We start from the raw sequence: 10,297 nt of genomic DNA, 5'->3' as shown, positions 1-10,297 counted from the left end.
CATCACCAGCTGCAGCAGCTTCTTGCCGGTCGGGTCGTTGATATTGTTGAAGAAGGTGGCGAAGGCGCCCATGGCCAGGCCTTCCACCAGCATCTGCATGCCGATGATCTTCTTATAGACCTCCGGGCTGCCGATGATGTCGACCAGCAGGGTCTTCAGCGTCGGGCCGCATTCCACCGGCCGGCCCCAGCGGGCCTTGATGTACTTGGCGAAGCCGGTGACGTGGCGAGCTTCCTCGCGGGTCTGGTTGGCGGCATATTCCTGGGCCCCCTGGTCCTTCAGCACCTGGCACAGGCTGGCCGACAGGTTCAGCGCACCCTGCTCGCCATGCAGGATCGAGGAGAAGGACCGCAGGGCCGACTGGTTCACGAAGCGGACGCGGGTCTTCCAGTCGCTCAGGTGGTTGGAGACATAGTCGGTGGACATGGAGATGATCATGTCCTCCGGCAGGATCATCTCGTTCTCCATGTCGAAGGGCTCGTCGAAGTCGATGTACTTCTTGTCGAGCGGATCCCAGAAATGGTCGTGGGTGGCCGAGATGATCTTGTCGAACGCCGTCGAGCGGGCGCCGTAGCGGTCGAGGTCCAGCATCGACTCGAAGTCGTCCGGCGCCACGGCCTCATAGATGATGTCTTTGGTGATGTTGCCGTCGGCGGCCATGGGTCGTCCTCCTCGACAGGGCGCGGTTATGCACCCGCTGCTTCCTACTGCCGGCCACCCTTTCAACAGAACAATGATCAGTCAAGGAAAATGACGGGGGCGTCACTTTCCAGGCGCTAGCGATCGCATCGCAGATGAGCCAAGCCCTCGAAGCGCCACGGTCGTGTGAAGGCGACAGGCCCCTAGTCCGCGGCCGCCTCGATGGATTCGATATCGGGATCGGAGAGGCCGAAATGGTGGCCGATCTCGTGGACCAGCACGTGGCTGACCAGATCGACCAGGGTGACATCGCCCCGCTCGGCCCACTCGTCCAGGATCGGGCGCCGGTAGAGGAACACCCGTGACGGACCCGGCGTAGGATCGAAGACCGACCGGTCGGCGAGGTTCACGCCCTGATAGAGCCCGGTCAGCTCGAAGGCGTCCTCGATGCCGAGTTCGTCCAGCACCTCGACGGCGGCGAAGTCATCGACACGGAACACGACCTCCCCGGCCATGTTGCGAAAGCCCTCAGGCAGGGCGGCGAAGGCGGCCTCGGCCAAGGCGGCAAGATCGTCGAGGGATGGGGCGCGTCCAGCGTAAGGGTCACTCATCAGGCACGACTATATGGGGAGCCTCCGGCAGCCGCCGCTCAAAAAGCCCGATATCGAGCGGTTGTTGCGGCTTCACCGGTTGCAGGGGCTGGCGCGTATAGGCTCGCAGGGTATCGGCGTCGACCGCGTCGCGGCCGCGTTTCCGGGCATGACGCGCCTGCGGCCCGCCCACCTTCAGGATCGGCGCCGCGCCGATCCGCCAGTAGGAAATCATCACCCGCCAGACCGTGGCCGGCGGCGCACCCTGATGCGCGGGCCAGCGATGCCCCTCGGCGAAGGTGGGGGCGACCGGCGCCGGGGCGCGGACCCGGCCGGCGCGTGGAGCGACCTGCTGCAGCAGACGCAGGATGCGGTCCTCGCTCGGCAGCGACACAGCCCTTCCCGGACGGTCGTCCTCAATCCGCCCTGGATGCGCGTCGAGGGCCGCGTCACGGGTTGCATAGTCCGGCCCGACCGGTTCGGTCACGAAAGCGACCACATCCCCAGCGATCTCCCGCGCCTCGCGTTCGCGGGCCGCACGGCCGCGCGGCTGCGACAGCGCTAGGCGGGCTTCCGTAGCCACCGGATAGAGGATCGCAGTCATGGGGGGATCATCGCCGAATTGCGCGGACCAAACTATGGTCCTTGAGATGATTCGCCGCCCTCACGGAACGGCGGCGATGGAGCACGGATGAGCGAGCAAGAACTGATCCTGGGAGCCATCGCCGGTGCGGTGCTGCTCGCCCTGTGCGCCATGGCCTGGCTGGTGGACCAACGTCGGCGCAATGACGGCCGCCTCGATGAACTCCGGGCGAAGATCGCCGAACTCGAAGCCGGCGCCGAAGCGGCACAGGCCTCCGCCGAGGCCTTCGATTCCGCCCTGCTTTCCGTCGATGACGGTCACGCTCAACTCGCCTCGGGCGAGGAGAGCCTGGCGCTATGCGCCGAGGCCCTGGGCTTGGCCCATGCCGATCCACAAGGCGTCGTCTCGGCCCTTATGCGCGCCGACCCTGATCATGCGCGCCGCCTGCGGGCGCTGTTCGAGCGTGGCGAGGCCTGCGCCTTCGACGTGCAGGGCGCGGGCGGTTTAGTGGCGGTCGAAGGCCGCGCGGCCGGCGCGCTCGCCTGGCTGCGACTGTCGGCGGTGATGGGCGAAGAAGCCGGCCTGCCGACCGCGCCCCGCTTCGCCGCCTTCCTCGACGCCCGGCGCTCGCCGGCCTGGATCGCCGCGGCGGACGGCAGCCCCGTGTGGGTCAACGCCGCATGGCTCGCGGCGGCCGGAGCCGCCACCCTGGAAGAAGCCGCGATGCGCGGCGCCTCCTTCGACAAGGGCGCCGACAGCCTGGCCAGCGAGGCGGCCAATCTGGGCCAGCAGCGCGAAACCCTGCGCTGGACCACCTTCGGCGGCCGCCGCCGCGCCTTCCAGGTCATCGCCCAGCCGCTTGAAGGCGGCGGAGTCGGCGTCTGGACAGAGGACCTGACCGAGACCGAAGAGCTGCGCGAGGCGCTCAAGCGCCACGTCGAGGCCCACGACGAAACCCTCAATCACATCGCCGACGCGGTCGCCATCTTCGGCGAGGGCAAGCGGCTGATGTTCCACAACACCGCCTTCGCCGATCTCTGGGGCTTGGAACCGGCCTGGCTAGCCGAGCGCCCGACCCACGGTGAAGTGCTGGACCGCCTGCGCCAGCGCCGCCGACTGCCCGAGACGGTCGACTACGCCAAGTGGAAAGCCGCCGAGCTCGACCGCTACGAAGAAACGTCATCGGGCCCCGACGACCTCTGGAGCCTGCCGGAGGGCCGGACCCTGAAGGTCGGTCGCCAACCCCACCCGATGGGCGGCGTGGTGCTGCTGTTTTCCGACATCACCGGCGAGCTGCGGCTGAAGGCTCAGTACAACGCCCAAATCCAGGTTCAGCAGGCCACGCTGGACAAGCTGAACGACGCCGTCGCGGTGTTCGGCTCGGACGGCCGCCTGCGCCTGCACAACGAGGCATTTGAACGCTTCTGGAATGTCACCGACGCCCAGCTGGAGCAGGCTCACGATTTCGAGGGCGTGGTCGATCTCTGCGTGCCGCGCCTGCACGACATGGGTTTCTGGCGCGAGCTGAAGGGCCGCGTGGCCGATCCTGATCCCCAGGCCCGCGCCCCGATCTCCGGAGAGGTGAAGACCTCGGACTCTCGCATCGTGGTCTATCAGTCGCGGCCGCTGCCCGACGGCGCGACCCTGATCGCCTTTGGCGACGTCACCGACGCCCGCAAGCTGGAACGAGCGCTCGCCGACCGGTCGGCCGCCCTGGCCGAGGCCGAGCGCCTGAAGCGCGACTTCGTCGGCAACGTCTCCTACGAGTTGCGCACCCCACTAACCACCATCATCGGCTACTCCGAATTGCTGGAACGCTCGGGCGAGAACCTGTCTGAGCGCGGGCGCGGTCACGCCGCCGCCGTACGCACCGCGGCCACCCAGCTGGCGCGATCGATCGACGACGTGCTGGACATGGCCCAGATCGACGCCGACGAAATGGCGCTGGATCTTGAAGACGTCCACGTCGCCGACCTGCTGACCCAGGCGGCCGAACGATGGGCCAAGGACGCCGAAGCGGCCGGCGTGACCATCAAGGTCGAGCGCCCCGACGACATCGGCCTGATCCGCGGCGACGTGAAACGCCTAACCCAGACCCTGGACCACTTGACCGAAAACGCCGTGCGCCAGACGCCGGCAGGGGGCCTGGTGACCATCGCCGCCCGGCGGGCGCTGGGTGAAATCCAGCTGCAGGTCACAGACACCGGGCGCGGAATCCCGTTCCACGTCCAGGCGCACATCTTCGACCGCTTCATCGGCCGCGAGCGCGGCGGCCCAGGTCTTGGCCTGGCCCTGGTCAAGGCGTTGGTGGAGCTGCATGGCGGCTGGGTGGCCCTGGAAAGCGAGCCTGGATCGGGCGCAACCTTCACCTGTCACCTGCCCGAAGCGGCCCAGGGCGCGGCCGGTCATCCGGAGCTTCGCTTTTAGCTGCACCATAAGCGGAGCCTTTCGGGAACCTGGGCGTTTAGTACAGCGAGGGGCCTGTACGGCCCTGGCTTGAACGAAGGTGACCGATGGATATCCAGACGCTCGCGGACGACGCTTTCAAGACCGAACTCACCGGCTTGATCCCTCAAATGCGCGCCTTTGCACGCTCCCTTTGCCGGGACGCGGTGGCCGCCGACGACCTTGCCCAGGACGCCCTCCTGAAGGCCTGGAACAATCGGTCCAGCTATCAGGCTGGCACCAACATGAAGGCTTGGACCTTCATGATCCTTCGCAATCAATTCTATTCCGACAAGCGCCGTTCATGGCGCTCAACTCAGCTTGACCCGGAAGTCGCCGAGCGGACCCTTGTCGCGGTGTCAAACCCGATCGCCAGCCTCGAGCTCGATGAAGTGCGCCGCGCCCTGGCCAAGCTGCCCGAAGACCAGCGCGAAGCGTTGATCCTGATCGGCGCAGGCGGCCTTTCTTACGAGGAAGTGTCTGAAATCTGCGGCTGCGCCATCGGCACCATCAAGAGCCGCGTCAGCCGCGCACGTGATCGCCTGGCCGCCCTCTTGGAAGACGGCGCCTACGACCAGGACGACATGCTGCCGTCCAACGCCATGGGCAACCTGATCGCCCAACTGGACTCGCTGCGCGGGGCCGCTATCGCCGCCTAGCGAAGGTCATCATTGGTTGAAAAGTACGCCCGCGGCTTGCCTGCGGGCGTTTTTTATAGACGACGGCAAAGCCAACAGCCAGGTCTCCGGCCCGGCGCGCAATGGCGGCGCCGGACCGGGCTATAGCACTCGCCCCGTCGCAAGACAGGGAGCCGAGACCTGATTAGTGCTGGCTTTCCGGCATGCGCACGACGAGGCCGTCGAGCGCGTCGCTGACCTTGATCTGGCAGGACAGGCGGCTGTTCGGTTCAACGTTCTCGGCGAAGTCGAGCATGGAGTCTTCCATCGCTGAGGTCGAACCGGTCTTGTCCTGCCAGGCGGCGTCCACATAGACGTGGCAGGTCGCGCAAGCGCAGGCGCCGCCGCAGTCAGCGTCGATGCCCGGGACGTTGTTCTTCACAGCGCCTTCCATCACCGTAAGGCCATTCTTCACGTCGATGACGTGTTCGGTGCCGTCGTGCTCGATATAGGTGATCTTGGCCATTTGCTCCCCTTCGCCGCTTTTTATGCAGCGACCTCTTTCATGGATACGGACGTGTCGGCAAGCCGATCGAGATTGACCGGCTTGCGGTTGGCGATGAGCTGTTTGCCCATCATGAACTCCGGGGGCGAGTTGATCGCCTCCACGGCTTGGACCTGATCGCCCTTCAGGTGAAAGACTGCGAACTTGGCGGTGGCGGGATCGCCGCGCAACAGGACCCGGTCGGCGTCGAAAGGCAGACCGGCGATCTGGAGCTTCAGATCGTATTGATCGGACCAGTTCCACGGCACCTCGGGCGCCGGGGCGGCGCGCCCGGTAATCGCGGAGGCGGCCTGCTTCGCCTGCTCCAGCGCGCTCGGCACGCTCTCGGGGCCGAACATGCGGTCATAGTGCGGCATGGGCCGATGGGTGACGTCGCCGATCGCAAAGACGCTGGGATCGGCCGTACGGGCTTCCAGGTTGACCACAATGCCGCGCGCGCATTCGAGACCGGCGTCGCGAGCGATCTCGTCATTGGGCGTCGCGCCGACACCGAGCAGCACGACGTCGCAGGCGATCACCCGGCCGTCGGCCAAGCGCACGCCGGTGACGTGACCGCCCTCGCCGATGAAGCCGCTGACGCCGGCGCCCAGCACGAACTCGACGCCGCGCGAGATGTGGTAGTCGCGGAAGAAGTTGGAGAGCGGCTCGCATGCGCTGCGGGCCAGGATGCGCGCCTCGCGCTCCAGCACGATCGCCTCGGCCCCCAGAGCGCGGGCGGAGGCCGCGACCTCAAGGCCGATATAGCCGCCGCCGACGATCACCAAGCGCTTGCCCGGGCCGAGGGCGGCCTTGATCGCCTCGGCGTCCGCCGCAGAGCGCAGGGTGAGCACGCCGCCCAAATCGGCGCCCTCGATCGGCAGGCGGATCGGCCGCATGCCGGTGGCGATGATCAGCAGGTCGTAGCTGAGGGTCTCCCCGTTCGAGAGGGTGACGGTCTTGTCCGAGCGGGCCAGCTTCTCGGCCCGGACGTTGGGTCGGAAATCGATATTGTTCTCGGCGTAGAACTCGAGCGGCTTCAGCGCCAGGGAATCGGCGTCCGCCTCACCCTTCAGCCAAGCCTTGGACAGCGGCGGCCGCTGATAGGGCGGAACCGGCTCCTCACCGACCAGGGTGATGAGGCCGGTGTGCCCGTACTGGCGAAGCAAGGCCGCGGCGGTGCCGCCGGCGTGGCCCGCCCCGAGGATCACAATATGCGCGTCCGATTGGCTCATAGAAGCCCCATGCAGAAAAGTGACGGCGCCGTCAACTTTCCAAACGCCGTTCGGATTAGATCGCGCGCCAGCAGACCGCGATCAGACGACGCGGTCCACCAGCATCTTCTTGATCTCACCAATGGCTTTGGCCGGATTCAGGCCCTTCGGACACACCTGCGCACAATTCATGATCGTGTGGCAGCGATAGAGCTTGAAGGGGTCTTCCAGTTCGTCGAGCCGGTCGCCGGTGGCCTCGTCGCGGCTGTCGATCAGCCAGCGATAGGCGTGCAGCAGAGCGGCCGGACCCAGGTACTTGTCGCCGTTCCACCAGTAGCTGGGGCAGGACGTCGAGCAGCAGGCGCACAGAATGCACTCATAGAGGCCATCCAGCTTTTCCCGGTCTTCCGGGCTCTGGCGCCATTCGGTCTGCGGCTCTGGCGTCGTGGTGTGCAGCCAGGGCTCGATCGAGGCGTACTGAGCGTAGAACATGCTCATGTCGGGGATCAGGTCCTTGATCACCGGCATGTGCGGCAGCGGGCTGATCTGACAATCCTTGCCCGGCACCTCGGCGTGGCCGTGGGTGCAGGCCAGGGTGTTGCGGCCGCCGATATTCATGGCGCAGGACCCGCATACGCCCTCGCGGCACGAGCGGCGGAAGGCCAGGGTCGGATCGATGTCGTTCTTGATGTGGATCAGAACGTCCAGGACCATCGGACCGCAGGCCTCGAGGTCCACGTCATAGGTATCCCAGCGCGGGTTCTCGGTCCCCTCGGGATCGTAGCGGTAGATCTTGAAGGTCTTCACCTTCGTGGCGCTGGCGGGGGCAGCGTGGTGCTTGCCCTTCTGGACGCGGGAATTCTTGGGCAGAGCGAGCTGGACCATCAGACGCTTTCCTTAAGCGAGGACGCGTTAAACGAGGAAACGAGGGAAGCCATCATCGGTCCTAGTACACCCGCGCCTTGGGCGGGATGTAAGCGATGTCGTTGGTCAGGGTGTAGCTGTGCACCGGCCGGTAATCGATCGCGACCTTACCGGTCGCATCGTCGAACCAAGTCAGGGTGTGCTTCATCCAGGTTTCGTCGTTGCGATCCGGGAAGTCCTCGTGGGCGTGGGCGCCGCGGCTTTCGGTGCGGTTGAACGCCCCGGCCACCGTGGTGATCGCCTGACCGACCAGGTTGTCGAACTCCAGGGTCTCCAGGAGGTCGGTGTTCCAGATCATGCCACGGTCGGAGACCTTGAGGTCCGGGCGCTTGGCGTGGACGGCGGCGAGCCGCTCGACGCCGGAGGCCAGGCTGTCCGTCGTGCGGAACACGGCGGCGTCTTCCTGCATGGCCTTCTGCATCTCAAGGCGCAACGAGGCGGTCGTGGTGCCGCCCGAGGCGTTGCGGAACTTGTCGAAGCGCGCCAGGTGACCATCGGTCATGGCCGGCTTCAGTTCCGGCTGGGTGGCGCCGGCCTTGATGGTGTCGGCGCAGCGCAGCGCGGCCGAGCGGCCGAACACCACCAGGTCGATCAGCGAGTTGGAGCCCAGGCGGTTGGCGCCGTGCACCGACACGCAGGCGGCTTCGCCCACGGCCATCAGGCCCGGAACCACCTTGTCGGGATCGTCGCCCAGACGGGTCACGACCTCGGAGTAGAAGTTCGTCGGAATGCCGCCCATGTTGTAGTGGACAGTCGGCAGGACCGGGATCGGCTCCTTGGTCACGTCGACGCCGGCGAAGATTTTAGCGCTTTCCGAAATGCCCGGAAGGCGTTCGGCCAGCATCTTCGGATCCAGGTGATCGAGGTGCAGGAAGATGTGGTCCTTCTTCGGACCCACGCCGCGGCCTTCGCGAATCTCGATGGTCATGGCCCGGCTGACCATGTCGCGCGGCGCCAGATCCTTCACGGACGGCGCATAGCGCTCCATGAAGCGCTCGCCCTCGGAATTGGTCAGATAACCGCCCTCGCCGCGCGCCCCCTCGGTGATGAGGCAGCCCGCGCCATAAATGCCGGTCGGGTGGAACTGGACGAATTCCATGTCCTGCAGGGGCAGGCCGGCGCGCAGCGCCATGCCGCCGCCGTCGCCGGTGCAGGTGTGGGCGCTGGTCGCCGAGAAGTAGGCGCGGCCGTAGCCGCCGGTCGCCAGAATGACTTGCTGAGCCTGGAAGCGATGCAGGGTGCCGTCATCGAGCTTCCACGCAGTCACGCCGCGGCAGACGCCTTCGTCCATGATCAGGTCGAGAGCGAAGTACTCGATGAAGAACTCGGTGTCGTGGGCCAGGCTCTGGCCGTACATCGTGTGCAGCATCGCGTGGCCGGTCCGGTCGGCCGCAGCGCAGGTGCGCTGAATCGGGGCCTCGCCGAAGTTCTTGGTCATGCCGCCAAAGGCGCGCTGGTAGATCTTGCCTTCCGAGGTGCGCGAGAACGGCACGCCCCAGTGTTCCAGCTCGTAAACAGCGGCCGGCGCGTTACGGCAGAGGTATTCGATAGCGTCCTGGTCGCCCAGCCAGTCCGACCCCTTGACGGTGTCGTACATGTGCCAGCGCCAGTCGTCCTCGCCCATATTGCCGAGCGAGGCGGAGATCCCGCCCTGGGCCGCGACAGTGTGCGATCGGGTCGGGAAGACCTTGGAGATGCAGGCGGTCTTCAGACCAGCCTGGGCGCAGCCGAGCGCGGCGCGGAGCCCCGAGCCGCCAGCGCCGACCACGACGACATCAAACTTGTGATCGATGAACTGATAGTTCGCCATGGGATTAGTAAGCGCCTCCCAGCGCGACCTTCAGAATGGAGAACACCGCCAGCGCCCCGATGAGCGAGCAGGCGAAGAGGTTAAGCAGCAGCAGTCCGGCGCGCGTTAGGTGCTTTTCGATATAGTCTTCGATCACCACCCGCAGGCCGGCATGCATGTGCATGAAGCCGACGATGACGAAGAGCCCCATCAGCACGGGGTTGAGCGCTGAGGAGGTCAGCCACTCCACCGCGCCGTAATAGTCGGTGGCGGCCAGGCGCAGGCCGGCGAACACCGCCCAGAGCACCAGCGGGACCAGGGCCACGGCGGTGACCCGCTCTGCGATCCAGGCTCCGACGCCGTGCTTGGCGGCGCCAAGGCCGCGAGCGCGGCCCAGAGGTGTGCGATAGCTAGCCATCAGAGCGCTCCCGTCATGGCGGCGATGATCCAGACCGCGAGGGTGGCGGCGATGGCGAAGGCGATCGTGGCGATAGCGCCCATGGTCGCGGTTTTCAGATTGTAGCCGTGGCCAGCGTCCCAGATCAGGTGCTGGATGCCCTTAGCCAAGTGATAGAAGGTCGCCAGGGTCAGGCCGAACATGACGATCTTGCCAGGGAACGAGCCCATGACCGCCTTGAAGGTTCCGTAGGCCTCAGGCCCGGCGGCGAGCGTCATCGCCCAGATCGCCAGGATCAGACCCCCGCCATACAGTGCGCAACCCGAGGCGCGGTGCAGGATCGAGGTGGCCATGGTCAAGTGCCACCGCCAGATCGTCGTGTGGGGCGAGAGCGGGCGTTCGCGAGGGGCGTCTGTCATGAGCATTCCGAACTGGAAGAAGCGGCTCCGCTTTTAAGCCGCAGCCCTTAACTGTCAACGAAGGCTGGGCGTAAGGGCGCGCAGAACGCGACCAACCTTCGCCGATGCCGAAGTTCACTCCATTTTTCTTTTGAAGCAA

The 10,297-nt window shown here is 66.2% G+C and carries 11 protein-coding genes; 2 read left to right on the top strand and 9 right to left on the bottom strand.

What is annotated here, in order from left to right; translation table 11 throughout:
* From Q8M13_RS01400 to Q8M13_RS01390, 3 genes are all read right to left on the bottom strand, one after another.
* Positions 1 to 660: ferritin-like domain-containing protein (locus tag Q8M13_RS01400; protein ID WP_305297831.1), on the bottom strand; the 660-nt coding region annotated here is incomplete at its 3' end.
* Between the two features lie 182 nt (positions 661 to 842).
* Positions 843 to 1,250, bottom strand: coding sequence for a metallopeptidase family protein (locus tag Q8M13_RS01395; RefSeq protein WP_305297830.1), 408 nt, complete (start codon positions 1,248 to 1,250; stop codon positions 843 to 845).
* Positions 1,243 to 1,833 (bottom strand): hypothetical protein, encoded by a 591-nt coding sequence (locus Q8M13_RS01390; RefSeq protein WP_305297829.1) that lies wholly within the window; start codon positions 1,831 to 1,833, stop codon positions 1,243 to 1,245. Before Q8M13_RS01390 ends, Q8M13_RS01395 begins: the two co-directional genes overlap by 8 nt.
* An 87-nt stretch (positions 1,834 to 1,920) precedes the next feature.
* On the opposite strand from Q8M13_RS01390, the gene Q8M13_RS01385 reads away from it, so the two are divergent.
* Together Q8M13_RS01385 and Q8M13_RS01380 are read left to right on the top strand one after the other, a co-directional pair.
* The gene (locus Q8M13_RS01385; protein WP_305297828.1) at positions 1,921 to 4,239 is read left to right on the top strand and encodes a PAS domain-containing sensor histidine kinase; all 2,319 of its coding nucleotides are present in this window, start codon (positions 1,921 to 1,923) and stop codon (positions 4,237 to 4,239) included.
* A gap of 86 nt (positions 4,240 to 4,325) precedes the next feature.
* Positions 4,326 to 4,916, top strand: coding sequence for a sigma-70 family RNA polymerase sigma factor (locus Q8M13_RS01380; RefSeq protein WP_305297827.1), 591 nt, complete (start codon positions 4,326 to 4,328; stop codon positions 4,914 to 4,916).
* Positions 4,917 to 5,079: 163 nt separating this feature from the next.
* On the opposite strand, the gene Q8M13_RS01375 is transcribed toward Q8M13_RS01380, so the two are convergent.
* The 6 genes from Q8M13_RS01375 to sdhC all read right to left on the bottom strand — a co-directional run bounded on the left by Q8M13_RS01375 (position 5,080) and on the right by sdhC (position 10,158).
* The gene (locus tag Q8M13_RS01375; protein ID WP_056731560.1) at positions 5,080 to 5,400 is read right to left on the bottom strand and encodes a 2Fe-2S iron-sulfur cluster-binding protein; all 321 of its coding nucleotides are present in this window, start codon (positions 5,398 to 5,400) and stop codon (positions 5,080 to 5,082) included.
* A gap of 20 nt (positions 5,401 to 5,420) precedes the next feature.
* The gene (locus Q8M13_RS01370; protein ID WP_305297826.1) at positions 5,421 to 6,650 is read right to left on the bottom strand and encodes an NAD(P)/FAD-dependent oxidoreductase; all 1,230 of its coding nucleotides are present in this window, start codon (positions 6,648 to 6,650) and stop codon (positions 5,421 to 5,423) included.
* Between the two features lie 81 nt (positions 6,651 to 6,731).
* Positions 6,732 to 7,514, bottom strand: a complete 783-nt coding sequence (locus Q8M13_RS01365) for a succinate dehydrogenase iron-sulfur subunit (protein ID WP_305297825.1) — start codon at positions 7,512 to 7,514, stop codon at positions 6,732 to 6,734.
* Between the two features lie 61 nt (positions 7,515 to 7,575).
* Positions 7,576 to 9,363, bottom strand: coding sequence for a succinate dehydrogenase flavoprotein subunit (gene sdhA, locus Q8M13_RS01360; RefSeq protein ID WP_305297824.1), 1,788 nt, complete (start codon positions 9,361 to 9,363; stop codon positions 7,576 to 7,578).
* Between the two features lie 4 nt (positions 9,364 to 9,367).
* Positions 9,368 to 9,760 carry a succinate dehydrogenase, hydrophobic membrane anchor protein gene (sdhD, locus tag Q8M13_RS01355; RefSeq protein WP_305297823.1) on the bottom strand — a complete coding sequence of 131 codons (393 nt, stop codon included), beginning with the start codon at positions 9,758 to 9,760 and terminating at the stop codon, positions 9,368 to 9,370.
* Positions 9,760 to 10,158 carry a succinate dehydrogenase, cytochrome b556 subunit gene (sdhC, locus tag Q8M13_RS01350; RefSeq protein WP_305297822.1) on the bottom strand — a complete coding sequence of 133 codons (399 nt, stop codon included), beginning with the start codon at positions 10,156 to 10,158 and terminating at the stop codon, positions 9,760 to 9,762. Before sdhC ends, sdhD begins: the two co-directional genes overlap by 1 nt.
* Positions 10,159 to 10,297: the final 139 nt, after the last annotated feature.

It is taken from the genome of Phenylobacterium sp., from assembly GCF_030681155.1.
In the GTDB taxonomy this organism is placed as follows: domain Bacteria; phylum Pseudomonadota; class Alphaproteobacteria; order Caulobacterales; family Caulobacteraceae; genus Phenylobacterium.
This window is presented reverse-complemented; position numbering and strand designations above follow the sequence as displayed.

What these genes read in the sequence shown, in the direction of transcription:
- sdhC (WP_305297822.1), bottom strand. Translation starts at nt 10,158, where the DNA reads ATGACAGACGCCCCTCGCGAACGCCCGCTCTCGCCCCACACGACGATC.
- Q8M13_RS01385 (WP_305297828.1), top strand. Translation starts at nt 1,921, where the DNA reads ATGAGCGAGCAAGAACTGATCCTGGGAGCCATCGCCGGTGCGGTGCTG.
- sdhA (WP_305297824.1), bottom strand. Translation starts at nt 9,363, where the DNA reads ATGGCGAACTATCAGTTCATCGATCACAAGTTTGATGTCGTCGTGGTC.
- sdhD (WP_305297823.1), bottom strand. Translation starts at nt 9,760, where the DNA reads ATGGCTAGCTATCGCACACCTCTGGGCCGCGCTCGCGGCCTTGGCGCC.
- Q8M13_RS01390 (WP_305297829.1), bottom strand. Translation starts at nt 1,833, where the DNA reads ATGACTGCGATCCTCTATCCGGTGGCTACGGAAGCCCGCCTAGCGCTG.
- Q8M13_RS01365 (WP_305297825.1), bottom strand. Translation starts at nt 7,514, where the DNA reads ATGGTCCAGCTCGCTCTGCCCAAGAATTCCCGCGTCCAGAAGGGCAAG.
- Q8M13_RS01380 (WP_305297827.1), top strand. Translation starts at nt 4,326, where the DNA reads ATGGATATCCAGACGCTCGCGGACGACGCTTTCAAGACCGAACTCACC.
- Q8M13_RS01375 (WP_056731560.1), bottom strand. Translation starts at nt 5,400, where the DNA reads ATGGCCAAGATCACCTATATCGAGCACGACGGCACCGAACACGTCATC.
- Q8M13_RS01395 (WP_305297830.1), bottom strand. Translation starts at nt 1,250, where the DNA reads ATGAGTGACCCTTACGCTGGACGCGCCCCATCCCTCGACGATCTTGCC.
- Q8M13_RS01370 (WP_305297826.1), bottom strand. Translation starts at nt 6,650, where the DNA reads ATGAGCCAATCGGACGCGCATATTGTGATCCTCGGGGCGGGCCACGCC.